General features: G+C 39.8%; 25 protein-coding genes and 2 other annotated features. All 25 genes read left to right on the top strand.

Going from position 1 to position 25463, the window contains the following annotated elements; all coding sequences use genetic code 11:
• Positions 1-2: 2 nt before the first annotated feature.
• The 25 genes from disA to fusA all read left to right on the top strand — a co-directional run bounded on the left by disA (position 3) and on the right by fusA (position 25355).
• Complete coding sequence (gene disA, locus SCI76_RS13535; RefSeq protein ID WP_013054900.1) at positions 3-1082, top strand: DNA integrity scanning diadenylate cyclase DisA; 1080 nt, start codon at positions 3-5, stop codon at positions 1080-1082.
• Between the two features lie 147 nt (positions 1083-1229).
• Complete coding sequence (locus SCI76_RS13530) at positions 1230-2327, top strand: PIN/TRAM domain-containing protein (RefSeq protein ID WP_014462040.1); 1098 nt, start codon at positions 1230-1232, stop codon at positions 2325-2327.
• Between the two features lie 25 nt (positions 2328-2352).
• Positions 2353-3054 carry a 2-C-methyl-D-erythritol 4-phosphate cytidylyltransferase gene (gene ispD, locus SCI76_RS13525; protein WP_063248112.1) on the top strand — a complete coding sequence of 234 codons (702 nt, stop codon included), beginning with the start codon at positions 2353-2355 and terminating at the stop codon, positions 3052-3054.
• Positions 3051-3530 carry a 2-C-methyl-D-erythritol 2,4-cyclodiphosphate synthase gene (gene ispF, locus SCI76_RS13520; RefSeq protein ID WP_013054903.1) on the top strand — a complete coding sequence of 160 codons (480 nt, stop codon included), beginning with the start codon at positions 3051-3053 and terminating at the stop codon, positions 3528-3530. The genes ispD and ispF overlap by 4 nt, the downstream gene beginning before the upstream one ends.
• Before the next feature lie 105 nt (positions 3531-3635).
• Positions 3636-5093: a glutamate--tRNA ligase gene (gene gltX, locus SCI76_RS13515; protein WP_028412658.1), complete on the top strand. Its 1458-nt coding sequence runs from the start codon at positions 3636-3638 to the stop codon at positions 5091-5093.
• 39 nt (positions 5094-5132) lie between these two features.
• Positions 5133-5356, top strand: a binding site (T-box leader).
• Between the two features lie 72 nt (positions 5357-5428).
• Complete coding sequence (gene cysE / locus SCI76_RS13510) at positions 5429-6085, top strand: serine O-acetyltransferase (protein ID WP_025753192.1); 657 nt, start codon at positions 5429-5431, stop codon at positions 6083-6085.
• On the top strand, positions 6075-7472 hold the full coding sequence (gene cysS / locus SCI76_RS13505) for a cysteine--tRNA ligase (RefSeq protein ID WP_048022300.1): 1398 nt from the start codon (positions 6075-6077) through the stop codon (positions 7470-7472). The genes cysE and cysS overlap by 11 nt, the downstream gene beginning before the upstream one ends.
• 7 nt (positions 7473-7479) lie before the next feature.
• A complete protein-coding gene (locus SCI76_RS13500; protein ID WP_013054907.1) occupies positions 7480-7905 on the top strand; it encodes a Mini-ribonuclease 3 in 426 nt (141 codons plus the stop codon).
• Complete coding sequence (rlmB, locus tag SCI76_RS13495; RefSeq protein WP_014462034.1) at positions 7895-8638, top strand: 23S rRNA (guanosine(2251)-2'-O)-methyltransferase RlmB; 744 nt, start codon at positions 7895-7897, stop codon at positions 8636-8638. The genes SCI76_RS13500 and rlmB overlap by 11 nt, the downstream gene beginning before the upstream one ends.
• A 2-nt stretch (positions 8639-8640) precedes the next feature.
• Complete coding sequence (locus SCI76_RS13490) at positions 8641-9150, top strand: NYN domain-containing protein (RefSeq protein ID WP_013081364.1); 510 nt, start codon at positions 8641-8643, stop codon at positions 9148-9150.
• Positions 9151-9218: 68 nt separating this feature from the next.
• Complete coding sequence (gene sigH, locus SCI76_RS13485) at positions 9219-9869, top strand: RNA polymerase sporulation sigma factor SigH (RefSeq protein WP_028412660.1); 651 nt, start codon at positions 9219-9221, stop codon at positions 9867-9869.
• A gap of 81 nt (positions 9870-9950) precedes the next feature.
• The gene (gene rpmG / locus SCI76_RS13480) at positions 9951-10100 is read left to right on the top strand and encodes a 50S ribosomal protein L33 (RefSeq protein ID WP_013081365.1); all 150 of its coding nucleotides are present in this window, start codon (positions 9951-9953) and stop codon (positions 10098-10100) included.
• 53 nt (positions 10101-10153) lie between these two features.
• Positions 10154-10333 (top strand): preprotein translocase subunit SecE, encoded by a 180-nt coding sequence (gene secE / locus SCI76_RS13475; RefSeq protein WP_013054912.1) that lies wholly within the window; start codon positions 10154-10156, stop codon positions 10331-10333.
• Positions 10334-10528: 195 nt separating this feature from the next.
• The gene (nusG, locus tag SCI76_RS13470; protein WP_048022297.1) at positions 10529-11062 is read left to right on the top strand and encodes a transcription termination/antitermination protein NusG; all 534 of its coding nucleotides are present in this window, start codon (positions 10529-10531) and stop codon (positions 11060-11062) included.
• A 165-nt stretch (positions 11063-11227) separates the two neighbouring features.
• On the top strand, positions 11228-11653 hold the full coding sequence (gene rplK / locus SCI76_RS13465) for a 50S ribosomal protein L11 (protein WP_013054914.1): 426 nt from the start codon (positions 11228-11230) through the stop codon (positions 11651-11653).
• A 110-nt stretch (positions 11654-11763) separates the two neighbouring features.
• Complete coding sequence (rplA, locus tag SCI76_RS13460; protein ID WP_013054915.1) at positions 11764-12459, top strand: 50S ribosomal protein L1; 696 nt, start codon at positions 11764-11766, stop codon at positions 12457-12459.
• Positions 12460-12524: 65 nt separating this feature from the next.
• Positions 12525-12668, top strand: a sequence feature (ribosomal protein L10 leader region).
• A 40-nt stretch (positions 12669-12708) separates the two neighbouring features.
• Positions 12709-13209 carry a 50S ribosomal protein L10 gene (gene rplJ / locus SCI76_RS13455; protein ID WP_013054916.1) on the top strand — a complete coding sequence of 167 codons (501 nt, stop codon included), beginning with the start codon at positions 12709-12711 and terminating at the stop codon, positions 13207-13209.
• Between the two features lie 44 nt (positions 13210-13253).
• Positions 13254-13616 carry a 50S ribosomal protein L7/L12 gene (gene rplL, locus SCI76_RS13450; RefSeq protein ID WP_013054917.1) on the top strand — a complete coding sequence of 121 codons (363 nt, stop codon included), beginning with the start codon at positions 13254-13256 and terminating at the stop codon, positions 13614-13616.
• Between the two features lie 112 nt (positions 13617-13728).
• Positions 13729-14331, top strand: a complete 603-nt coding sequence (locus SCI76_RS13445) for a class I SAM-dependent methyltransferase (RefSeq protein ID WP_034263652.1) — start codon at positions 13729-13731, stop codon at positions 14329-14331.
• A gap of 245 nt (positions 14332-14576) precedes the next feature.
• The gene (gene rpoB, locus SCI76_RS13440; RefSeq protein ID WP_028412662.1) at positions 14577-18140 is read left to right on the top strand and encodes a DNA-directed RNA polymerase subunit beta; all 3564 of its coding nucleotides are present in this window, start codon (positions 14577-14579) and stop codon (positions 18138-18140) included.
• A gap of 62 nt (positions 18141-18202) precedes the next feature.
• Positions 18203-21796 carry a DNA-directed RNA polymerase subunit beta' gene (gene rpoC / locus SCI76_RS13435; protein WP_013081369.1) on the top strand — a complete coding sequence of 1198 codons (3594 nt, stop codon included), beginning with the start codon at positions 18203-18205 and terminating at the stop codon, positions 21794-21796.
• A 131-nt stretch (positions 21797-21927) separates the two neighbouring features.
• On the top strand, positions 21928-22176 hold the full coding sequence (locus tag SCI76_RS13430) for a 50S ribosomal protein L7ae-like protein (RefSeq protein ID WP_013054921.1): 249 nt from the start codon (positions 21928-21930) through the stop codon (positions 22174-22176).
• 99 nt (positions 22177-22275) lie between these two features.
• Positions 22276-22698: a 30S ribosomal protein S12 gene (gene rpsL / locus SCI76_RS13425; protein ID WP_013054922.1), complete on the top strand. Its 423-nt coding sequence runs from the start codon at positions 22276-22278 to the stop codon at positions 22696-22698.
• 50 nt (positions 22699-22748) lie between these two features.
• Entirely contained in the window at positions 22749-23219 is a 471-nt protein-coding gene (rpsG, locus tag SCI76_RS13420; protein ID WP_013054923.1) for a 30S ribosomal protein S7, read from the top strand.
• Between the two features lie 57 nt (positions 23220-23276).
• The gene (gene fusA, locus SCI76_RS13415) at positions 23277-25355 is read left to right on the top strand and encodes an elongation factor G (RefSeq protein ID WP_028412663.1); all 2079 of its coding nucleotides are present in this window, start codon (positions 23277-23279) and stop codon (positions 25353-25355) included.
• Positions 25356-25463: the final 108 nt, after the last annotated feature.

Genomic DNA, 25463 nt, shown 5'->3' with positions numbered 1-25463 from the left:
CAGTGGAAGGAGAAAAAACAACAGTTAGTCAAAAACAAATATCAGAAATTCTGCAGTTTGTAGCACCAGGAACCCCTATTCGTGACGGTATCGATAACGTCTTGCGGGCAAAGACGGGCGGCTTAATTGTTATGGGCTACAATGAACAAGTCAAAAAGATGGTAGATGGAGGATTTTCGATTAATTGTGCATTTACACCTGCGCATTTATACGAGTTAGCCAAAATGGATGGAGCGCTTATTTTAAACGACAGCGGAAGCAAGATATTGTTTGCTAATGCTCAGCTCATGCCAGATCCCTCTACCCCTTCTTCACAGACAGGAATGCGTCACCGTACAGCGGAGCGCGTAGCTAAGCAGTCAGGTGTATTGGTGATAGCCATTTCACAAAGACGGAATGTGATTACGCTTTACAAAGGGTCTCTGCAGTATGTATTGAAAGACATTAGCGTTATTTTAGCAAAAGCGAATCAAGCGCTTGGAACCCTTGAAAAGTACAAGGCGGTATTAGATGAATCGATTACAAGTCTCAGTGCATTAGAGTTTGAAGAGCAAGTAACTCATACAGATGTGCTGCAGTCGCTTCATCGTACAGAAATGGTTTTGCGTATTAAAAATGAAATTTTGAGCTATATTAGCGAGTTAGGAACAGAAGGAAGGCTAATTCGTCTCCAAATGAATGAACTGCTTTCTCACTTAGAGGAAGAAGCAACTTTATTAATCAAAGATTATATGTATGACCTCAGCTTTGACCCTTACCGAGTAATTGAACGCATGCAGCAGCCGTCAAATAATGTTCTTCTCGATGACCAAACGCTCCTTCGCTTAATGGGATATCCTATGTATACAAGCTTTGAAGACAGCGTTATTCCTAGAGGGTATCGAATGCTTCATAAAATTCCAAGACTTCCATCGATTATTATTGAAAATCTCATTGATGAATTAGGGGATTTAAAAACGATAGCAGATGCGTCGGTAGAAGAATTGGATGAGGTAGAAGGCATCGGTGAAATTCGAGCACGGAAAATTAGAGAAGGCCTAAAAAGACTAAAAGAGCAGCATCTTACAAACCGTCAGCTATAGGATATTAATTGACATTAAATGTTTGATTCATTAAGATATTGTGAAAATACAAAAAAAGTGACAGTTTGTTTACAAATTCTGTTTTTTGGTTAAATAACAGGTTTCAATCATTGTAAACTGTTTATAATGATAAAGGGAGGTGAAGGCGTGTTAAAACGTTTTGTACAGTTATTTTTTATTATTACAGGTGGTACATTGGGCGTCTTTTTTATACCTGAACTTATTCAATTATTAAATCTGCAAGATGTAGCATTTCTAGAAAAACCTTACGTCGATGCAATACTGGGAGCTATTTTGTTTTTCCTTGTCACGTTTTGGATTGTTGATTATATAGTTGAATTAATTCGCCGAGTGGAAGAGGCGTTGCTGAAGGCGCCTGTAACGGATGTACTTTTTGGTAGCTTAGGATTGATTTTAGGGCTTATTGTAGCCTACTTGGTCGGAGCTTTTTTAGGCAGAATTCAACTTCAAGTAGTAAGTACCATTTTACCAATCTTTCTAAGTATTCTTTTAGGTTACTTAGGGTTTCAAGTCGGGTTTAAAAAACGTGATGAGCTTGTGAACGTGTTTTCCATGCCATCTCGAATTGGGAAGAAAAAAGGGCAAGAAGAAGAAGCAGATAATGAAGAATCACTAAAGTCTCTTAAAATTTTAGATACAAGCGTTATTATTGACGGTCGTATCGCAGATATTTGTCAAACAGGATTTTTAGACGGAACGATTGTTATTCCGCGCTTTGTGCTTGAGGAACTTCAGCATATTGCTGATTCGTCGGATGTTCTAAAACGAAACAGAGGTAGACGAGGTCTAGATATTCTAAACCGTATTCAAAAGGAACTGGCAATGAAGGTAGAAATTTATGAAGGCGATTTCGAAGACATTCAAGAAGTGGACAGTAAGCTGGTCAAATTGGCAAAGCTGACTTCTGGGTTGGTCGTTACAAACGACTTTAATTTAAATAAAGTATGTGAACTTCAAAATGTCGGCGTCTTAAATATTAATGACTTAGCAAATGCCGTTAAGCCAATTGTGCTTCCGGGAGAAGAAATGAATGTGTTGGTTATAAAAGACGGTAAAGAGCATAATCAAGGTATTGCCTATCTTGATGACGGTACAATGATCGTGGTAGAAGAAGGAAGAAATTACATTGGAAAGCAAATTGATGTACTGGTGACGAGCGTACTCCAAACCTCAGCAGGCCGTATGATTTTTGCGAAACCCAAGTTATTAGAAAAAGCACTGTGACGTAACAGGTAAAGGGAGTATACCTATGAAGTATGAAATTATCGTTTTAGCTGCAGGGCAGGGGAAGCGAATGAAAGCGGGGCGGAACAAACAATTTTTAACTATTCAAAACGTTCCGCTTATCATTCATACGCTGCAAAAATTCGAACAAGATCCTTGGTGCAGTGGAATTGTACTAGTTGTAAACGAAAAAGAAGTGGCGATTTTTGAAGAGTTATTAGCTGAATATCCAATTCAAAAGGTTCAATCATTGACAGTTGGAGGCGATGAACGCCAACATAGCGTTTATAACGGCCTTAAAAGTCTAAAGCAGGCTCAGATGGTATTAATTCATGATGGCGCTCGACCATTTGTTCAACAAAACACAATCCATGAGTTAGTAGAAAAAGCTGCTAGTGATAAGGCTGCTGTACTGGCTGTTCCAGTAAAAGACACAATTAAGCGTGTGGAACAGGGGACTGTCATTGAAACAGTTGAGCGCTCTAGCTTGTGGGCTATTCAAACGCCGCAGGCTTTTCTTTTTGATGTAGTAATAGATGCACACGAAAAAGCAAAAACAAATGAATACTTAGGCACCGATGATGCAAGCTTAGTAGAAAAAGCAGGACAAAAAGTATCGATTGTAGAGGGAAATTACGATAATATAAAACTAACAACACCAGAAGATTTGTTATATGCAGAAGCTATATTAACAAAGCTAAACAGGACTGAAGGAGTGGAAAAATGAACATTCGAGTAGGACAAGGTTTCGACGTACATGAATTTGCAGAAGGAAGACCTTTAATCATCGGCGGTTTAGAAATTCCGTATGAAAAAGGATTATTAGGCCACTCAGATGCAGATGTGCTGTTACATACAATCGCAGATGCCTTATTAGGAGCGGCGGCTAAAGGAGATATCGGAAAGCATTTTCCGGATACAGACCCTGAATTTAAAGATGCTGATTCAGCAAAGCTTCTTCAACACGTATGGAAACTACTAAAAGATGAAGGTTATGAATTAAGCAATGTAGATTGCACGATTATCGCGCAAAAACCTAAAATGGCTCCTTACATTGAACCAATGAGAGAGCGTATTGCGCAGCTGTTAGAAGCAAGCATTTCTCAAATTAACGTCAAGGCAACAACAACAGAAAAGTTAGGTTTTACGGGACGTGAAGAAGGAATCGCTGCCCAAGCAGCCGTTTTAGTTTATCAAAAATAAAAACAGTTGACTTTGACAGATACCTATTTGGTGATAAAATTAGAACATGTCTAAAACATATAAATACATACTATAAGTAATATTAAATTGGAGGTCATCTTAGTTATGTCAAGCGAAGTAAGAGTTCGTTATGCCCCGAGTCCAACTGGACATCTTCATATAGGGAATGCAAGAACAGCACTATTTAATTATTTATTTGCACGAAATCAAAACGGTAAATTTATTATCCGTATTGAAGATACAGATCAAAAGCGTAATATCGAAGGCGGCGAAGAAAGTCAGCTGCGCTATTTAAAATGGTTAGGTATTGAATGGGATGAAAGTATCGACGTAGGCGGGGAGTACGGTCCTTACCGCCAGTCTGAACGTACGGAAATCTATCAAAAATATACGGAAGAACTTCTTGAAAAAGGATTAGCTTATCACTGTTACTGTACGTCAGAAGAGCTTGAAAAAGAGCGTGAAGAACAGCAGGCGAACAGTCAAATGCCGCGCTATTCAGGTAAGTGCCGTAACTTAACAGCTGAACAGCGTGCTGAACTAGAAGCAGAAGGCCGTGAGCCGAGCATTCGCTTCCGTGTTCCTAGTAACACAGAAATTAAGTGGAATGATATTGTCAAAGATGAAGTATCGTTTGAGTCTGAAGGCATTGGTGATTTCGTTATTGTGAAAAAAGACGGTACACCAACATATAACTACGCTGTAGCCATTGATGATTATCTAATGAAGATGACACATGTTCTACGCGGAGATGACCATATTTCCAATACACCGAAGCAAATTCTTGTGTATGAAGCTTTAGGCTGGACGCCTCCTGTATTTGGTCATATGACGTTAATCGTAAATGAAAATCGTCGCAAGCTAAGTAAACGTGATGAGTCAATCATTCAGTTTATCGAGCAATATAAAGAATTAGGCTACTTGCCAGAAGCACTATTTAATTTTATTACAATGCTTGGCTGGTCACCTGTGGGGGAAGAAGAAATTTTCTCTAAAGAACAGTTTATTGAAATTTTTGACCCAGCTCGTTTATCAAAATCTCCAGCACTATTTGATACAAGCAAATTACGTTGGATGAACAACCAATACATGAAACAATTGGATTTAGACGAGGTAGTAGCTTTATCAGTTCCTCACTTAGTGAAAGCTGGAAAAGTTGAAGAAACGCGCGATGCAGAAACAGAACAATGGGTACGTGACTTAGTCGCTCTATACCAAGAACAAATGAGCTTTGGCGCTGAGATTGTTGAACTTACTGAAATGTTCTTTAAGAAAGAAATTGATTACAGTGAAGAAGCAAAAGCAGTACTTGCTGAAGAACAAGTACCGGAAGTGTTAAAAGCATTTGCTGAAGAGATTTCTTCCTTAGAAGAATTCAGCGCTGATGAAATTAAGGCAGCAACAAAGGCTGTACAAAAAGCAACAGGTCAAAAAGGTAAAAAACTATTTATGCCAATTCGTGTAGCAACAACAGGCGAAACACACGGTCCCGAGCTTCCAAAAGCTATTTCTCTTTTAGGGAAAGAAACAGTTTTAGCTCGTCTAGAAAGCATTTATAGTTAACAAATTTCTATTTTGCCCATATGATAAAATAATCAAATATGGATATCGTTGAGAAGGAAGAGTAGGCAAGTTCATTGCATATCAGAGAGGGTTATCACCGGCTGAAAGTAACCTATGACAAAACTTGTTGAAGTGCGCCTTTGAGTCTTTTGTTGAATGCTACTAAGTAAGTAGGCAAAAGCGGTTACTTTCACGTTATGAGAGAAGAGTTGGGATTGTTTGTTGATCCAAACAGAGTGGAACCGCGTATATACGTCTCTGTGTCATTTGACATAGGGGCGTTTTTTTATACAATCAATGAGTAGATAGAGGAATAGCGGAATTGGGGTGAGATGATGCTAAAGTTGTTAAAGGAAGACATTGAGGCCATATTTGAACAAGATCCTGCAGCAAGAAGTTATATTGAAGTGATATTAACCTATTCAGGGTTGCATGCTATTTGGGCACATAGATTCGCTCACGGGCTTTTTAAAAGAAAGTGGTTTTTTCTGGCACGTGTAATCTCACAAATTAGCCGATTCTTCACAGGGATTGAAATTCATCCGGGTGCGAAAATTGGCCGCCGCTTTTTTATTGACCACGGAATGGGAATTGTTATTGGGGAAACGTGCGAAATTGGAGATAATGTAACAGTATATCAAGGAGTAACACTCGGAGGAACAGGGAAAGAAAAAGGAAAGCGTCACCCGACGATTGAAGACAATGTCTTAATTGCAACAGGTGCTAAAGTGCTAGGATCGATTACGATTCATGCGCACTCCAAAATTGGAGCAGGCTCAGTTGTGTTAAATGACGTCCCAGAAAACTCAACGGTTGTTGGTATCCCTGGCCGAGTCGTCATTCAAAATGGCGTCCGGATTCCAAAAGATTTGAATCATCAAGATTTGCCAGATCCAGATGCAGAGCGTTTCAAACAGCTAGAGAAAGAAATTTTACACCTGCAAAATCAATTAAAGGAATTAAAAGAAGGGAAGATTCACCATGGCAATTAAGCTATATAACACGTTAACACGTCAAAAAGAGACGTTTGTACCGCTAGAAGAAAACAAAGTCAAAATGTACGTGTGCGGACCGACCGTGTATAACTATATTCATATTGGAAATGCACGTCCTGCGATCGTATTTGATACGGTGCGCCGCTATTTAGAATTTAGAGGCTACGACGTGGAGTATGTCTCAAACTTCACAGATGTGGATGATAAATTAATTAAGGCAGCAAAAGAGTTAGGAGAAGATGTTCCAACGATCGCAAACCGCTTTATCGATGCCTACTTTGAAGATACGTCAGCCCTTGGATGCAAGCATGCCGATGTGCATCCACGCGTAACTGAAAATATGGATATCATTATTGAATTCATTGATGAACTGGTGAAAAAAGGCTGTGCGTATGAGTCAGAGGGCGACGTATACTATCGTACGCGTAAATTTGAAGGATACGGAAAATTATCACATCAGTCCATTGATGAATTGCAATCCGGTGCTCGTATCGAAGTTGGAGAAAAGAAAGAAGATCCATTAGACTTTACTCTTTGGAAAGCAACCAAAGATGGAGAGATTGCATGGGATAGCCCTTGGGGTCAAGGAAGACCAGGCTGGCATATTGAATGCTCGGCGATGGCACGCAAGTATTTAGGTGATACAATTGATATCCACGCAGGCGGCCAGGATTTAGCTTTCCCTCATCACGAAAATGAAATTGCTCAATCAGAAGCGCTCACTGGGAAATCGTTTGCGAAATACTGGCTTCATAACGGATATATCAATATTGATAATGAAAAGATGTCTAAATCACTAGGGAATTTCGTGTTAGTTCATGACATTATTAAAAAGCATGATCCTTCTCTACTTCGATTCTTTATTTTATCTGTTCACTATCGTCACCCAATTAACTATAACGAAGAAATCTTAGAGAATACGCGCAAAGGGTTTGAGCGTCTGCAAACAGCTTACGGCAACTTAACTCACCGTCTAGAGGCAGCAACAAATCTTCAAGAAGATGCTTCAGAATGGTTCGAAAAGCTAAAAGAGCTCCGCGAAACCTTTGTTGAAGAGATGGATGATGATTTTAATACGGCAAATGCCATTTCTGTTCTGTTCGAGCTAGCAAAGCAAGCTAACTTGTATTTATTAGAACAAACAACGTCTACAGATGTAATTGAAGCCTTTATTAAAGAGTTTAAAGAACTAGGTGCTGCAATAGGCATTGCGTTTGGAGAAGCTGAACTTCTAGACGAAGAAATTGATCAATTGATCCAAGATCGTATTCAAGCTCGTAAAGATCGTAATTTCCAATTAGCAGATCAAATTCGAGATGAATTAAAGGCTAAAAATATTATTTTAGAAGATACGGCGCAAGGAACAAGATGGAAAAGAGGATAATAGTGTTATGAGCAGCAGTAAATTAGATGTAAAACAGCTAAATAGCTTAGCTCTTGCTTATATGGGTGATGCGGTGTTTGATTTACATGTTCGCCGCCACCTGCTGGTGTTAGGGACAGTACGCCCTAACCAGCTTCATAATAAAGCTAAAAAATACGTATCAGCAAAAGCACAAGCACAAATCGTATATTATTTTAAAAATGAAAACTTTTTTACTGAAGAAGAAGAAGGTGTACTGCGCCGAGGACGCAATGCAAAGTCTGGTACAGTCCCTAAAAACACAGATGTGCAAACGTATCGCTACAGTACAGCATTTGAAGCGGTCGTAGGCTATTTGTATCTTTTAGGTGAAGAAGAAAGAATGATGGAACTTATTACTAAAGCTATCTCTTTCGTCGATGAAGGAGAGGGAGGAATGAATCATGGAACATGAATTTATCATTGGACGTAATCCGGTCCTAGAAGCCCTAAAGTCTGGGCGTGACATTAACAAACTATGGATTGCCGAAGGATCGCAAGGCGGTTCTATGGGGCAAATCACGCAGTTAGCAAAACGTAATGGTGTATTGGTGCAGTTTGTACCGAAAAAGAAAATTGAGCAAATGGTAGACGGTATTCATCAAGGAGTAGCTGCACAAGTTGCTGCTTATCAGTATGCAGAGTTAGATGATTTATTTAACTTAGCGGAAAAACGTAATGAAAGTCCGTTTTTCCTTCTGTTAGATGAGCTCGAAGATCCCCATAATTTAGGTTCTATTATGCGAACAGCCGATGCCGTTGGCGCACACGGTATCATTATTCCAAAGCGCCGTTCAGTTGGATTAACGGCCACTGTAGCAAAGGCGTCTACAGGAGCGATTGAACATATTCCTGTAGCAAGGGTAACAAACCTATCAAGGACGATTGATGAATTAAAAGATCGAGGCGTATGGATTGTTGGAACGGATGCGAAAGAAAGTGACGATTACCGCAACTTAGATGGAGGTATGCCGCTTACGTTAGTGATTGGAAGTGAAGGAAAAGGCATGAGTCGTTTGATTCGTGAAAAATGCGACTTTCTTGTACAGCTTCCAATGGTTGGGCATGTTACATCGTTAAATGCATCTGTAGCAGCTAGTCTTCTCATGTATGAGGTTTACCGAAAACGCCATCCTCTAGGTGAATAAAAATGGATATTCTACTGGTGGATGGTTATAACATGATAGGTGCGTGGCCCGACCTAAGAAAGCTTAGAGATAATGATTTAGCGGGTGCTCGAGACCTGTTAATTGAAAAGATGGCAGAGTATCAAGCATATATGGGGTATCGTGTCATTATTGTCTTCGATGCTCATATGGTCGAAGGAATTGAAAAGAAGGCAAAAAATCATAAGGTTGACGTTGTATTTACACGAGAAAATGAAACAGCGGATGAGTACATTGAAAAGCTGGCTCAAGAGCTAAACAATGTAAAGACACAGATTCATGTTGCTACATCTGATTTTACGGAGCAGTGGGCAATCTTTGGACAAGGTGCGCTTAGAATTTCTGCTCGAGAATTGTACAACGAAATTGAGCAAATTGAGAAACATATTAATCTTGATGTGAAGTCTATTCAAAATCAAAAGCCAGCGGCACGCATTCAACTTTCCAATCAAGTAGCCGAAATTTTCGAAAAATGGCGCCGGGGACAGCGGTGAGGTTATTGACGGTACGGAATTAGCTACTGTATAATATTTCTATCTACTGTGCGGTCGGGGGGATCGATATGGGCGATACTTATGGGAGAAAACTGCATGCTCATTTCGAACAACAAGAGGATGAAACAGTTGTCGATCTTGTGCATAAAGGCGATATTGACGCATTAGAGTATTTGATTCATAAATACAAAAACTTTGTGCGAGCAAAGGCGCGGTCGTATTTTTTAATTGGGGCAGACCGTGAAGATATTGTACAAGAAGGTATGATAGGGTTATACAAGGCAATTAGAGATTTTAGAGAAGATAAGCTAACTTCGTTTAAAGCTTTTGCTGAACTTTGCATTACCAGGCAAATTATTACCGCTATTAAAACCGCAACAAGGCAAAAACATATTCCATTAAACTCTTATGTATCATTGGACAAGCCAATATATGATGAAGAGTCCGACCGAACCTTAATGGATGTTATTTCGGGGACAAAAGTAGCAAATCCAGAAGAGTTGCTCATTAATCGAGAGAAGTTTGATGATATTGAATTAAAGATGGCTGAACTGTTAAGTGATCTTGAGCGAAAAGTTCTCGTTCTTTATTTAGATGGTCAATCTTATCAAGAGATTTCAGAAGAGTTAAACCGCCACGTCAAATCCATCGATAATGCACTTCAGCGTGTGAAGAGGAAATTAGAGCGCTACCTCGAGATTCGTGAAATCACAATGTAGCCTTCTATCCTCATATTGACATGCTAAGAAAGTCTGTGATACTTTTTTATAGACATTATCACTCTATAGGTGGTTGACATTATGCGTAAAAAAGTTGTACTTGCGTGTGTGCAATGCGCTAGTCGTAACTATACGACTATGAAAAACACACAGCAAAACGAAGAGCGTTTAGAAATGAAGAAGTTTTGCAAAACGTGTAACGCACATACGATTCATCGTGAAACAAAGTAGATCAATAATCTGCACAGACTAATACCCCTTTTAATTTATTGGAGGTTACAAACATGAACCGTGTAGGAAATTTCTTGCGTGATGTTGGGCGTGAGATGAAGAAGGTAAGTTGGCCTAAAAAAAATGAGCTAACTCGTTATACAATTACTGTTATTTCTACAGTTGTATTTATGACACTCTTTTTTGTAGTAGTTGATTACGGAATTTCGTCACTTATTCGTTTAATCCCTTGAATAAATTGACTTAAATCATGGTATAATAAAGCTAAATTATGTTTTTTTCAGAAAAGCCCGGAGACGGGTTTTTTAATTTGCTTTAAGAATGATTGTGCTAGGAGTCAACTATTTTCCTAGTGCGTTGTCTGTGCAATAGATTAGGACATCTTATTTTATAGTGAGCTGGGAGGGAAGGACGTATAGTCCTCAGAAATGGAGAAAAATTGGTATGTAGTCCATACTTATTCTGGATATGAAAATAAAGTAAAAACAAATTTAGAAAAGCGCGTAGAAACAATGGGTATGCAAGATAAAATTTTCCGCGTTGTTGTTCCTGAAGAAGAAGAAAGAGAAATTAAGAACAACAAAGAAAAGATTACAAAGAAAAAAGTATTCCCAGGGTACGTGTTAGTTGAAATCATCATGACAGATGATTCATGGTATGTAGTTCGTAATACACCTGGCGTTACGGGCTTTGTAGGTTCAGCAGGTTCCGGATCAAAGCCAACTGCTCTTCTACCAGAAGAAGTAGAAATGATCTTAAAACAAATGGGCATGGACGAGCATCATGCTGACTTTGACTTTGAACTAAAAGAAACAGTATTGGTTCAAGAAGGTCCGTTTGCAAACTTCGAAGGTACCATTGAAGAAATCGATACAGATAAACGTAAAGTTAAGGTTCATGTCGATATGTTCGGAAGACAAACGCCAGTAGAGCTAGACTTTACACAAATTGAAAAAATATAATCTGTAAGACCTTGCAATTCATGAAGTTTAATGTTAATATTTCATAAGTCAGTATGTCTCAAAACTAGAGACTAAAACAACTATTTCTTTATTTTATATATAAAGAACATTGAGTGGGAGGGCATCGCCCTATTACCACATCACGGACTTAAGGAGGTGTGTCTCGTGGCTAAAAAAGTAATTAAACTTGTTAAGTTACAAATTCCTGCAGGTAAAGCAAATCCAGCGCCACCAGTTGGTCCTGCATTAGGTCAAGCCGGTGTTAACATCATGGGTTTCTGTAAGGAGTTTAACGCTCGCACAGCTGATCAAGCTGGTCTTATCATTCCTGTTGAAATCACGGTATTTGAAGACCGTTCATTTACATTTATTACGAAAACTCCACCTGCTGCTGTACTACTTAAGAAAGCGGCTGGTATTGAGTCTGGTTCTGGTGAACCAAACCGTAATAAAGTTGCAACAGTCAAGCGTGACAAAGTGCGTGAGATTGCTGAAACTAAAATGCCTGACTTAAACGCTGCTAGCGTTGAATCTGCAATGCGCATGGTAGAAGGTACAGCGCGCAGTATGGGAATCGTAGTTGAAGACTAATTCCATTTGATTGGGTGTTAGAAGGTTGCGAGAAATGGAAGTTTTCCTATGCTCGCAACCTTTATTAGTGGGAGGTTATTCCGTTAAAACCACATAAGGAGGAAACAAAAATGGCTAAAAAAGGTAAAAAGTACGTTGAAGCTGCTAAGCTTGTAGACCGTACACAAACTTATTCAGTACAAGAAGCGATTGAATTAGTAAAGAAAACAAACACAACTAAATTTGATGCAACTGTAGAAGTAGCATTCCGTTTAGGAGTTGACCCTAAGAAAGCTGACCAACAAATTCGTGGTGCAGTAGTACTACCAAACGGTACAGGTAAAACTCAACGTGTATTAGTATTCGCTAAAGGCGAAAAAGCTAAAGAAGCTGAAGCTGCAGGCGCTGACTACGTTGGCGATGCTGACTACATCAACAAAATCCAACAAGGTTGGTTCGAGTTCGATGTAATCGTAGCTACTCCAGACATGATGGGTGAAGTTGGTAAACTTGGTCGTGTATTAGGACCTAAAGGTTTAATGCCAAACCCTAAAACTGGTACAGTAACATTTGATGTTCAAAAAGCAGTTAACGAAATCAAAGCTGGTAAAGTAGAATACCGTGTTGATAAAGCTGGTAACATCCACGTACCAATCGGTAAAGTATCTTTCGAAGAGAGCAAGTTAGTTGAAAACTTCACTACAATCTTCGAAACTATGGTAAAAGCTAAGCCGGCAGCAGCAAAAGGCACATACATGAAGAACGTAGCTGTTACTTCAACAATGGGCCCTGGTATCAAAGTTGATACTGCTTCATTCTCTGCTTAATAAATTTGGAAATAAATCGGTGTTGACTTTTTGAAAGTCCCTGATTATAATAGATAATGTTGTTAAAAAGAATAACATTTGTACCGTAGACAGTAGGTGCTGCAAAGCTTAATTTCCTACCGAGGTGTGTGAGATAAATTAGTGAAACGTTATGGTTCGCTTACTACACCTCCATGTCTTTATTGTCATGGAGGTTTTTTATTGCACCTTGTCTGAGTGTACGGAAGGAAATCTACAGGAGGTGTAAAGATGAGCAACGTAATTGAACAAAAGAAACAAGTCGTAGACGAAATTGCTGAAAAACTTCAAGCGAGTAACTCAATAGTTGTCGTTGACTACCGTGGTTTGAATGTTGCTGAAGTTACTGAACTTCGTAAGCAATTACGTGAAGCAGGCATTGAGTTCAAAGTTTACAAAAACACTTTAACTCGCCGTGCTGTAGAAAAACTTGAACTAACAGATCTTAATGATGCGTTAGTAGGTCCAAATGCAATCGCATTTGGTGGAGAAGATGTTGTTGCTCCAGCTAAAATTTTAAACAACTTCGCTAAAGAACACGAAGCGTTAGAAATCAAAGCTGGTGTAATTGAAGGTAATGTTGCATCTGTTGAAGAAATTAAAGCACTTGCAGAACTACCATCTCGCGAAGGCTTACTTTCTATGTTGCTTAGCGTGCTTCAAGCTCCAATTCGCAACCTTGCTCTTGCTACAAAAGCTGTGGCAGATCAAAAAGAAGAACAAGGTGCATAATCTAGTCTGTTATATATAACACAATCACAAGGAGGAAATTAACAATGACTCAAGAACAAATCATTGAAGCAGTTAAAAATATGACTGTTTTAGAACTTAACGATTTAGTAAAAGCAATCGAAGAAGAATTTGGCGTAACTGCTGCTGCTCCTGTAGCTGTAGCTGGCGGTGCTGCTGGTGAAGCTGCTGCTGAGAAAACTGAATTTGACCTAGTACTTGAAAGTGCTGGCGGACAAAAAATCAAAGTTATCAAAGTAGTACGTGAAATCACTGGTCTTGGCTTAAAAGAAGCTAAAGAAATCGTTGATAACGCTCCAAAAGCTCTTAAAGAAGGTATTTCTAAAGAAGAAGCTGAAGAAGCAAAAGCTAAACTTGAAGAAGTTGGCGCTTCTGTAGAAGTTAAGTAATTATTGCTTAACAACTGATATAAAAAAGCTCGCTTGTACAAGCGAGCTTTTTTGCTTCTGTCATCCTTTTCATTTATAGTAAAGAAGAACATATTGATTAGGAGGTTCTATTTTGACAGAACATTATTTTTCTAATACACCATCGTCTGCAAGTAATGAAGAGCGCTTTTCATTTGAATTGAGAGGAACCTCTTTTTCATTTACGAGTGACAGCGGTGTTTTTTCAAAAAAAGAGATCGATTTTGGATCGCGCCTGTTAATTGAAACGTTTCAAATGCCTGAGAGTCCCGGCCCGCTTCTGGATGTTGGGTGCGGATATGGCCCGATTGGGTTGGCTCTTGCAAAAGAGGATAGCCAAAGAAACGTTCATATGGTCGATGTTAATGAACGTGCATTAGCACTAGCTCAAAAAAATGCTGAAGTTAATTCAGTATCAAATGTTTCAATCTATCAAAGCTCTTGCTATGAAAATGTGAAGGAAACGAATTTTGCAGCTATTCTTAGTAATCCGCCGATCCGTGCGGGTAAAAAAGTTGTTCATGAAATTCTAGAAAAGTCATTAGATCACCTTGCTGACCAAGGAGAACTTTGGATTGTGATTCAGAAAAAGCAAGGAGCGCCATCTGCTCTTGCGAAATTAGAATCTCTATTTAATGAAGTAGAAGTAGTAGAAAAGAAAAAAGGGTATTATATCATATGTGCTAAAAAATGTTGACTAATATTTTTTAGTATGTTAGCATTATAAAATGCCAATATATAAATATTCCATATAAGCTCGGGTTATACATAAAATAAAAGGTATAATTTTGAATTATATGGGAAAAACTAATAAAATCAATAGTACGTTTTTATGAAATTGTGGTTTTCTATTTAAAGAGACCATTTTTCTTTTGTTCAATAATAAACATATGGTTTATTATATATTTTGAATAATAACGCTTGATTTGAGGGGTGAATCAGTTGACAGGTCAACTAGTTCAGTATGGACGCCACCGCCAACGCAGAAGTTATGCTCGTATTAGTGAAGTTTTAGAGTTACCGAACTTAATCGAGATTCAAACGGCTTCATACCAATGGTTTTTAGATGAAGGTTTACGAGAAATGTTCCAAGATATTTCTCCAATTGATGATTTTACAGGTAACTTATCACTAGAATTTATTGATTACAGCTTAGGTGAGCCAAAGTATTCAGTAGGAGAGTCTAAAGAACGTGATGTAACTTATGCAGCACCTCTTCGTGTTAAGGTGCGGTTAATTAATAAAGAAACAGGTGAAGTAAAAGACCAAGATGTGTTCATGGGAGATTTCCCATTGATGACCGAAACAGGTACCTTTGTAATTAATGGTGCTGAGCGTGTTATCGTATCACAGTTGGTTCGTTCACCAAGTGTTTACTATAGTGGAAAGCTTGATAAAAACGGTAAAAAAGGATATACAGCAACTGTTATCCCTAACCGTGGTGCATGGCTAGAATATGAAACTGATGCAAAAGATGTAGTATACGTGCGTATTGATCGTACTCGTAAACTGCCAGTAACAGTGCTGTTACGCGCGCTAGGTTTCGGTTCTGACCAAGAGATTATCGATTTAATCGGTGATAATGAATACATCCGTAATACGCTTGAAAAAGATAATACGGAAACAACGGAAAAAGCGCTATTAGAAATCTATGAGCGTTTACGTCCGGGTGAACCACCGACAGTTGAGAATGCGAAGTCTCTATTAGTATCTCGCTTCTTTGATCCAAAACGATATGACTTAGCGAACGTAGGTCGCTATAAAATTAATAAAAAGCTTCATATCAAACATCGCTTATTTAATCAAAAGCTAGCTGAAACATTAGTTGATCCTGAAACAGGTGAAATTATTGCAGAAAAAGGCGCAATGATTGATCGCCGTCTGCTAGATCGCTTGATTCCGATGCTTGAAGGTGGAGTAAACTTCAAAACTTATAGTCCGGTTGGTGGAGTAGTAGAAGACGATGTTACATTACAATCTATTAAGATTTATGCGCCAAATGATCCAGAAGGTGAAAAAGTCATCACCGTATCAGGCAACGCTTATGTAACAGAAGAAGTTAAAAATATCACACCTGCTGATATTTTAGCATCAATCAGTTACTTCTTTAACTTGCTTCATCAAGTAGGAGACACAGATGATATCGACCACTTAGGTAACCGTCGTCTGCGTTCTGTAGGTGAATTGTTACAAAACCAATTCCGTATCGGTTTATCTCGTATGGAACGTGTTGTTCGTGAAAGAATGTCAATTCAAGACACGAATACAATCACACCTCAACAATTAATTAATATTCGTCCAGTTATTGCGGCGATTAAAGAGTTCTTTGGAAGTTCTCAATTATCACAGTTCATGGATCAAACGAATCCATTAGGCGAATTGACGCACAAACGTCGTCTTTCAGCTCTAGGACCTGGTGGTTTAACGCGTGAACGCGCTGGTTTCGAAGTGCGTGACGTTCACTACTCCCACTATGGCCGTATGTGTCCGATTGAAACGCCAGAGGGTCCGAATATCGGGTTAATCAACTCACTTTCTTCTTATGCAAAAGTAAACAAATTCGGTTTCATCGAAACACCTTACCGTCGTATCGATCCTGAAACAGGTAAAGTGACAGAGCGAATTGACTACTTAACAGCTGATGAAGAAGATAACTATGTTGTAGCCCAAGCGAACGCTCGTCTAGGTGATGATGGTTCATTCTTAGATGAAAATGTCGTTGCACGTTTCCGTGGAGAAAACACGGTTATCCGTCGCGATCGTTTAGACTATATGGATGTATCACCAAAACAAGTTGTATCTGCCGCTACAGCATGTATCCCATTCTTAGAGAACGATGATTCTAACCGTGCATTAATGGGTGCGAACATGCAACGTCAAGCAGTACCTTTATTAAATCCTGAAGCACCAATCGTAGGTACAGGTATGGAATATGTATCTGGTAAAGACTCTGGTGCAGCCGTGATTTGTAAATACCCTGGCGTTGTAGAGCGCGTAGAAGCAAAACAAATTTTTGTTCGCCGCTATGAAGAAGTAGACGGACAAAAAGTTAAAGGTAACTTAGATCAATACAAATTATTAAAATTCGTTCGTTCTAACCAAGGTACTTGTTACAACCAGCGTCCAATTGTTTCAGTTGGCGACGAAGTAGTAAAAGGTGAGATCTTAGCCGACGGTCCTTCAATGGAAAAAGGTGAGCTTGCTTTAGGACGAAACGTAATGGTTGGTTTCATGACATGGGATGGTTACAACTATGAGGATGCCATCATCATGAGTGAACGCCTTGTGAAAGACGATGTATATACGTCTGTTCATATTGAAGAATATGAATCTGAGTCTCGTGATACGAAACTTGGACCTGAAGAAATTACGCGTGACATTCCAAACGTAGGTGAAGATGCGCTTCGCAACTTAGATGAGCGTGGAATCATCCGCATTGGTGCAGAAGTAAAAGATGGAGATCTTTTAGTTGGTAAAGTAACGCCAAAAGGTGTAACAGAACTAACAGCTGAAGAACGTCTTCTACACGCTATTTTCGGTGAAAAAGCGCGTGAAGTTCGTGATACTTCTCTTCGTGTACCGCACGGCGGCGGTGGAATTATCCTTGATGTTAAAGTCTTCAACCGTGAAGATGGCGACGAATTACCACCAGGTGTAAACCAATTAGTCCGTGTATACATTGTTCAGAAGCGTAAAATTTCTGAAGGTGACAAAATGGCCGGTCGTCACGGTAACAAAGGTGTAATTTCACGTATTTTACCGGAAGAAGATATGCCTTACCTACCAGACGGTACGCCAATTGACATCATGTTAAACCCATTAGGGGTACCATCTCGTATGAACATCGGTCAGGTGCTAGAGCTTCATTTAGGTATGGCTGCTCGTAAGCTTGGCATTCACGTTGCGTCTCCAGTATTTGATGGTGCGCGTGAGGAAGATGTTTGGGCAACAATCGAAGAAGCTGGCATGTCTCGTGATGCTAAAACAGTTCTATATGATGGTCGAACAGGTGAACCATTCGATAACCGTGTATCAGTAGGAATCATGTACATGATCAAACTTGCTCACATGGTAGACGATAAACTTCACGCTCGTTCTACTGGACCATACTCACTTGTTACACAACAACCACTTGGTGGTAAAGCGCAGTTCGGTGGACAGCGTTTTGGTGAGATGGAAGTATGGGCACTTGAAGCATACGGTGCTGCTTATACATTACAAGAGATCTTAACAGTGAAATCAGACGACGTAGTAGGTCGTGTGAAAACATACGAAGCAATTGTTAAAGGTGAAAACATTCCAGAACCTGGCATACCTGAATCGTTCAAAGTATTAATCAAAGAACTACAAAGTTTAGGTATGGATGTGAAGATGCTTTCTGCTGACGAGCAAGAAATTGATATCATGGACTCAGAAGAGGACCATGAGCAACCAACAGAATCAATTATTGCAGATAACGAAGAAAGCCTTTCTGAAGGACAAAAAGATCCTGTCACAAAAGAGTAAGGAATTACTTTCATATAAACGTTAAGGGAAAAAACCTGTAGATTAAAAGGGAGGTAGGCTCCTTGCTAGATGTAAATAACTTTGAGTATATGAAAATCGGTCTAGCTTCGCCAGATAAAATTCGTTCTTGGTCGTACGGTGAGGTAAAAAAACCTGAAACGATCAACTATCGTACGTTAAAACCTGAAAAAGACGGCTTATTCTGTGAGCGTATTTTTGGTCCACAAAAGGACTGGGAATGTCACTGCGGAAAATATAAGCGCGTTCGTTATAAAGGTGTTGTATGTGATCGTTGTGGCGTAGAAGTTACGCGCGCAAAAGTTCGTCGTGAACGCATGGGTCACATCGAACTAGCTGCACCTGTTTCACATATTTGGTACTTCAAAGGTATTCCTAGCCGCATGGGACTTGTCTTAGACATGTCCCCTCGTGCGCTAGAGGAAATCATTTATTTTGCTTCTTATGTAGTAACAGATGCTGGTGATACACCACTTGAAAAGAAACAGCTTTTATCAGAGAAAGAATACCGTGCGTATCGTGAGAAGTACGGACAAACTTTCCATGCAGCAATGGGTGCTGAAGCTGTTAAAAAATTATTGCATGACATCGATCTTGATAAAGAAGTAGATGCTTTGAAAGAAGAATTGAAAACTGCTCAAGGTCAACGTCGTACACGTGCTATTAAGCGTTTAGAGGTACTAGAGGCTTTCCGTCATTCTGGTAACGAACCTTCTTGGATGATTTTAGACGTTCTACCGGTTATTCCGCCAGAACTTCGTCCAATGGTTCAATTAGATGGTGGACGCTTTGCTACGTCTGATCTAAATGATTTATATCGCCGTGTAATTAACCGTAACAACCGCTTAAAGCGTTTATTAGACCTTGGAGCTCCTAGCATTATCGTTCAAAACGAAAAGCGTATGCTTCAAGAAGCTGTAGATGCATTAATCGATAATGGTCGTCGTGGCCGTCCGGTAACAGGACCAGGTAACCGTCCATTAAAATCTCTTTCTCACATGTTAAAAGGTAAGCAAGGTCGCTTCCGTCAAAACTTATTAGGTAAACGTGTTGACTACTCTGGCCGTTCGGTAATCGTTGTAGGTCCGAACTTAAAGATGTATCAATGTGGTCTTCCAAAAGAAATGGCGTTAGAGCTTTTCAAACCTTTCGTAATGAAAGAGCTTGTTGAACGCGGTTTAGCTCATAACATCAAGAGTGCAAAACGTAAAATTGAACGTGTGCAACCTGAAGTATGGGACGTATTAGAATCGGTTATTAAAGAGCATCCAGTTCTTTTAAACCGTGCACCAACGCTACACAGACTAGGTATTCAAGCATTTGAACCTACGCTTGTAGAAGGTCGCGCTATTCGTCTTCATCCGCTTGTATGTACAGCATATAACGCTGACTTTGACGGTGACCAAATGGCGGTTCACGTTCCATTATCTGCGGAAGCACAAGCAGAAGCACGTATCTTAATGCTTGCTGCTCAAAATATCTTGAACCCTAAAGATGGTAAACCAGTTGTTACACCTTCACAGGATATGGTATTAGGTAACTACTACTTAACGCTTGAGCGTGAAGAGGCAGTTGGAGAAGGCATGGTGTTCAAGGATACAAATGAAGCACTATTAGCGTACCAAAACGGTTATGTGCATCTTCATACACGTGTAGGTGTGTATGCAGGTTCTTTAAACAACGAAACGTTTACAGAAGCACAAAATCAACAGTTGCTTGTTACAACGGTTGGTAAATTAGTTTTCAACGAAATTTTACCAAAATCGTTCCCATACATTAACGAACCAACAAGAGAAAACTTAGAAGTGAAAACTCCTGAGAAGTACTTTGTTGAAAAAGGTGCAGATGTGAAGGAATTCATCAAGAATCAACCGGCTATCGCACCGTTTAAGAAAAAAATCTTAGGTAATATTATCGCTGAAGTATTTAAACGTTTCAAAATTACTGAGACTTCTAAAATGCTTGACCGTATGAAAGACCTAGGTTTCAAATATTCTACTAAAGCTGGTATTACAGTTGGTGTAGCTGATATCGTGGTTTTAGGAGAAAAAGAAGTTATCTTAACAGAAGCGCAAGCTAAAGTAGATAACGTACTAAAACAATTCCGTCGCGGTTTAATTACTGAAGATGAGCGTTATGAGCGTGTTATCTCTGTATGGAGTAGCGCGAAAGACGTTATCCAAGGTAAATTAATGGCGTCATTGGACAAACGCAACCCAATCTTCATGATGAGTGACTCTGGTGCCCGTGGTAACGCATCTAACTTCACTCAGCTTGCAGGTATGCGTGGACTAATGGCCAACCCGTCCGGTCGTATCATTGAGTTACCAATCAAATCTAGTTTCCGTGAAGGTTTAACAGTATTAGAGTACTTTATCTCTACCCATGGTGCACGTAAAGGTCTTGCCGATACGGCTCTTAAAACAGCTGACTCAGGTTACCTTACTCGTCGTCTGGTTGACGTGGCACAAGACGTTATCGTACGTGATGACGACTGTGGTACAGACCGCGGTATTCTGGCTGTTGCAATCAAAGAAGGAACAGAAGAAATTGAGAAACTTGATGAGCGTCTAATTGGACGTTATGCAAGAAAAACACTACTTCACCCAGGAACAAACGAAGTGTTAGTGAAAGAAAACGAATTAATTACAGAAGACCTAGCTGAAACAATTGTGGATGCTGGTGTTGAAGAAGTATGGATTCGTTCTGCATTCACATGTAACACTCGCCACGGTGTATGTAAAAAATGTTACGGTCGTAACCTTGCAACTGGTTCAGAAGTTGAAGTGGGTGAGGCAGTTGGTATCATCGCTGCTCAATCTATCGGTGAGCCAGGTACACAGTTAACGATGCGTACATTCCATACAGGTGGGGTTGCTGGAGACGATATCACTCAAGGTTTACCGCGTATCCAAGAGATCTTCGAAGCGCGTAACCCTAAAGGTCAAGCCGTTATTTCTGAAATTGAAGGTACAATTGCCGGCATTTCTGAAGGACGCGATCGTCAGCACGAAATTACTGTTCAAGGAGAGATTGAAACTCGTTCTTACACAGCTCCGTACAGTGCACGCCTGAAAGTTATTGAAGGACAGCGCATTGCACGTGGTCAAGAATTAACGGAAGGTTCAATTGATCCTAAAGAATTACTAAAAGTAAAAGACATCACGGCTGTACAAGAGTACTTGCTTCGTGAGGTGCAAAAAGTATACCGTATGCAAGGGGTAGAAATTGGAGATAAACACGTAGAGGTAATGGTTCGCCAAATGCTTCGTAAAGTGCGCGTAATGGATTCAGGAGATACAGATGTATTACCAGGTTCATTACTTGATATTCACCAATTCACTGATGCTAATGAAAAAGTATTACTTGAAGGCAATCGTCCAGCGACAGGCCGTCCTGTATTACTTGGTATTACAAAAGCATCTCTTGAAACTGATTCCTTCTTATCTGCTGCATCATTCCAAGAAACAACGCGTGTTCTTACAGATGCTGCAATCAAAGGAAAACGTGATGAGTTGCTTGGACTTAAAGAGAATGTTATCATTGGTAAGCTAGTTCCGGCTGGTACAGGTATGACGAGATATCGTAATGCTGAACCAATCAAAAACCAAGCTGAAGAAACGGTAACAATCGACTAATTATAAAATCATCACTCTAGAATGGATGTTTTTTAAAAAAACTACGAAACGTTAGTTGACATCCATTCTAGGGAATGATACTATATCAAAGGTGCTCCTATAAACTACCTGTTACTTTGGAGGATATGATAATGTCTTATGAAAAAGTATTACAGGCTGATCATATTATTGTAGGAACAAAGCAGACGGTGAAAGCATTAAAAAAAGGTACAGTAAAGGAAGTCATCATTGCTGAAGACGCTGATTTTTATGTCACATCCATTGTGGCAAAAACGGCACAGCAAGAAAACGTTCCGTATACGTATGTCCCTTCTATGCGAAAGCTTGGTCAAGCTTGTAGGATAGAAGTTAACGCTGCAACTGTTGCAATTATTAGTTAACACGTTTTTGAACTTTTAGTTTCAAAGACTTTGTTTTTTGCTAAAAAATGAACCACCTGGATGTGTGGTCTTACAAAAGGCGAAAGGAGGAAAAATTAAATGCCTACTATTAACCAATTAATCCGTAATGGTCGTGTGAGTAAAGGTAAAAAATCTGACTCACCTGCTTTAAACAGAGGTTACAACAGCTTCAAGAAAGCTCAAACTAACCAATCTTCTCCACAAAAACGTGGTGTATGTACACGTGTGGGTACTATGACACCGAAGAAACCGAACTCGGCTCTTCGTAAATATGCTCGTGTACGTTTAACAAACGGTATCGAGGTAACAGCTTATATCCCAGGTATTGGTCACAACTTACAAGAACACAGCGTGGTACTTATCCGCGGTGGACGTGTAAAAGATTTACCAGGGGTACGTTACCATATCGTACGTGGTGCACTTGATACTGCTGGTGTGGATGGCCGTATGCAAGGTCGTTCTAAATATGGTACTAAGCGACCAAAAGCAGCTAAAAAATAATAGCTTAACAATTAATAGATAAACTTTTAAAAGTGAAAGGAGGAAGTAGAATGCCACGTAAGGGACCTGTTGCAAAAAGAGACGTATTACCAGATCCGATTTACAATTCTAAGCTTGTATCTCGCTTAATCAACAAAATGATGCTTGATGGAAAGCGCGGTAAGTCACAAGCTATTCTTTATAGAGCATTCGATTTAGTACAAGAGCGCAGTGGTAAAGAAGCTATGGAAGTATTCGACCAAGCTCTTAAAAACATCATGCCTGTACTAGAAGTTAGAGCACGCCGTGTAGGGGGTTCTAACTACCAAGTTCCTGTAGAAGTACGTCCAGAGCGTCGTACTACTTTAGGTCTTCGTTGGTTAGTAAACTATGCTCGTCTTCGTGGAGAAAAAACGATGGAAGAGCGTTTAGCTAACGAAATCCTTGACGCAGCTAACAACACTGGTGCTGCAGTTAAGAAACGTGAAGATACTCACAAAATGGCAGAAGCTAATAAAGCATTTGCTCATTACCGTTGGTAATCTTTTAACGAAACTTTTAAAAAAACAAATTATAATATGGAAGGAGAAATACCTAAGATGGCAAGAGAGTTCTCCTTAGAAAACACTCGTAATATTGGGATCATGGCTCACATTGATGCTGGTAAAACAACAACAACTGAGCGTGTTCTTTATTATACTGGCCGTATCCATAAAATTGGTGAAACTCATGAAGGAGCTTCACAAATGGACTGGATGGAGCAAGAGCAAGAACGTGGTATCACTATCACGTCTGCTGCGACAACTGCTTCTTGGAAAGGTCACCGCGTTAACATCATCGATACTCCTGGACACGTAGACTTCACTGTTGAAGTTGAGCGTTCATTACGTGTACTTGATGGCGCTGTGGCAGTTCTTGATGCTCAATCTGGTGTTGAGCCTCAAACAGAAACAGTATGGCGTCAGGCGACTACGTACGGTGTTCCCCGTGTCGTATTCGTTAACAAAATGGACAAAATTGGTGCTGACTTCTTGTACTCTGTAAAAACGATCCACGATCGTTTAGGTGCAAATGCTCACCCAATTCAGTTGCCAATCGGTGCTGAAGATGACTTCGAAGCAATCATTGACCTTGTGGAAATGAAAGCATACTTCTACGAAGATGACTTAGGTACTCGTTCAGAATCTCGTGAAATTCCTGAGGAATACAAAGAGCAAGCTGAAGAATACCGTGCAAGCCTAGTAGAAGCTGTTGCAGAACTTGACGAAGAATTAATGATGAAGTACTTAGACGAAGGCGAGCTTACAGTTGAAGAACTAAAAGCTGGTATCCGTAAAGGTACTTGTGACGTTGAATTCTACCCAGTAATCTGTGGTTCAGCATTCAAAAACAAAGGTGTACAATTAATGCTAGATGCGGTAATTGATTACCTACCATCTCCAGTTGATGTACCAGCAATCCAAGGTATCGTACCTGACACAGAAGAAGAAGTTACGCGTGAGTCTAGCGACAACGCTCCTTTCTCAGCATTAGCGTTCAAAGTTATGACGGACCCTTATGTTGGTAAATTAACGTTCTTCCGTGTGTACTCTGGTGTACTAAGCTCTGGTTCATACATCAAAAACTCTACAAAAGGTAAGCGTGAGCGTGTAGGTCGTATCCTACAAATGCATGCTAACTCTCGTGAAGAGATTTCTGAAGTATACGCTGGAGATATCGCGGCAGCTGTAGGATTAAAAGATACTTCTACTGGTGATACTCTATGTGACGAAAAGAGTCTTGTAATTCTTGAGTCTATGGAATTCCCAGAGCCAGTTATCTCTTTATCTGTTGAGCCAAAATCAAAAGCTGACCAAGATAAAATGACGACAGCTCTTCAAAAGTTACAAGAAGAAGATCCAACTTTCCGTGCGGAAACTAATACAGAGACTGGTCAAATCATCATCTCTGGTATGGGTGAGCTTCACCTTGATATCATCGTTGACCGTATGCGTCGCGAATTCAAAGTAGAAGCAAACGTTGGTGCTCCTCAAGTAGCTTACCGTGAAACTTTCCGCGCTGGTGCGAAAGTTGAAGGTAAATTCGCTCGTCAATCTGGTGGTCGTGGACAATTCGGTCACGTTTGGATTGAGTTCGAACCTAACGAAGAAGGAAAAGGCTTTGAATTTGAGAACAAAATCGTTGGTGGTGTAGTTCCACGTGAATACATCCCTGCAGTTCAAGCTGGTCTTGAAGATGCATTACAAAACGGTGTTCTTGCTGGTTATCCATTAATCGATATCAAAGCTGCTTTAGTTGATGGATCTTACCATGACGTTGACTCAAGTGAGATGGCGTTTAAAATTGCCGCTTCTATGGCTCTTAAAAACGCAGTATCAAAATGTAACCCAGCTATCCTTGAACCAATGATGAAGGTTGAAGTTGTTATCCCTGACGAATACTTAGGAGATATCATGGGTGACGTTACGTCTCGTCGTGGACGTGTAGAAGGTATGGAAGCACGCGGTAACGCTCAAGTTGTACGTGCATTCGTTCCACTTTCTGAAATGTTTGGTTATGCAACTGCATTACGTTCAAACACTCAAGGTCGCGGAACATATTCTATGCACTTCGATCACTACGAAGAAGTTCCTAAATCAATTTCAGAAGAAATTATTAAAAAAAATAAAGGTGAATAATTGATTTTCACTCTTTATTGAAGTATAACTACTTATGTACGCTGTGAAAGTGGAGCTCATTCCCTTTCACGGCCTCATAAACCATAAACTACATGAATTTTAAGGAGG

Source organism: Priestia sp. HNGD-A6, assembly GCF_045784335.1.
Classification (GTDB): domain Bacteria; phylum Bacillota; class Bacilli; order Bacillales; family Bacillaceae_H; genus Priestia; species Priestia zanthoxyli.
Note: the sequence above shows the minus strand (reverse complement) of the source record. Positions and strands in the feature narration are given on the sequence as shown.

What these genes read in the sequence shown, in the direction of transcription:
- ispD (WP_063248112.1), top strand. Translation starts at nt 2,353, where the DNA reads ATGAAGTATGAAATTATCGTTTTAGCTGCAGGGCAGGGGAAGCGAATG.
- ispF (WP_013054903.1), top strand. Translation starts at nt 3,051, where the DNA reads ATGAACATTCGAGTAGGACAAGGTTTCGACGTACATGAATTTGCAGAA.
- gltX (WP_028412658.1), top strand. Translation starts at nt 3,636, where the DNA reads ATGTCAAGCGAAGTAAGAGTTCGTTATGCCCCGAGTCCAACTGGACAT.
- cysE (WP_025753192.1), top strand. Translation starts at nt 5,429, where the DNA reads ATGCTAAAGTTGTTAAAGGAAGACATTGAGGCCATATTTGAACAAGAT.
- cysS (WP_048022300.1), top strand. Translation starts at nt 6,075, where the DNA reads ATGGCAATTAAGCTATATAACACGTTAACACGTCAAAAAGAGACGTTT.
- SCI76_RS13500 (WP_013054907.1), top strand. Translation starts at nt 7,480, where the DNA reads ATGAGCAGCAGTAAATTAGATGTAAAACAGCTAAATAGCTTAGCTCTT.
- rlmB (WP_014462034.1), top strand. Translation starts at nt 7,895, where the DNA reads ATGGAACATGAATTTATCATTGGACGTAATCCGGTCCTAGAAGCCCTA.
- SCI76_RS13490 (WP_013081364.1), top strand. Translation starts at nt 8,641, where the DNA reads ATGGATATTCTACTGGTGGATGGTTATAACATGATAGGTGCGTGGCCC.
- sigH (WP_028412660.1), top strand. Translation starts at nt 9,219, where the DNA reads ATGGGCGATACTTATGGGAGAAAACTGCATGCTCATTTCGAACAACAA.
- rpmG (WP_013081365.1), top strand. Translation starts at nt 9,951, where the DNA reads ATGCGTAAAAAAGTTGTACTTGCGTGTGTGCAATGCGCTAGTCGTAAC.
- secE (WP_013054912.1), top strand. Translation starts at nt 10,154, where the DNA reads ATGAACCGTGTAGGAAATTTCTTGCGTGATGTTGGGCGTGAGATGAAG.
- nusG (WP_048022297.1), top strand. Translation starts at nt 10,529, where the DNA reads ATGGAGAAAAATTGGTATGTAGTCCATACTTATTCTGGATATGAAAAT.
- rplA (WP_013054915.1), top strand. Translation starts at nt 11,764, where the DNA reads ATGGCTAAAAAAGGTAAAAAGTACGTTGAAGCTGCTAAGCTTGTAGAC.
- rplJ (WP_013054916.1), top strand. Translation starts at nt 12,709, where the DNA reads ATGAGCAACGTAATTGAACAAAAGAAACAAGTCGTAGACGAAATTGCT.
- rplL (WP_013054917.1), top strand. Translation starts at nt 13,254, where the DNA reads ATGACTCAAGAACAAATCATTGAAGCAGTTAAAAATATGACTGTTTTA.
- SCI76_RS13430 (WP_013054921.1), top strand. Translation starts at nt 21,928, where the DNA reads ATGTCTTATGAAAAAGTATTACAGGCTGATCATATTATTGTAGGAACA.
- rpsL (WP_013054922.1), top strand. Translation starts at nt 22,276, where the DNA reads ATGCCTACTATTAACCAATTAATCCGTAATGGTCGTGTGAGTAAAGGT.
- rpsG (WP_013054923.1), top strand. Translation starts at nt 22,749, where the DNA reads ATGCCACGTAAGGGACCTGTTGCAAAAAGAGACGTATTACCAGATCCG.
- fusA (WP_028412663.1), top strand. Translation starts at nt 23,277, where the DNA reads ATGGCAAGAGAGTTCTCCTTAGAAAACACTCGTAATATTGGGATCATG.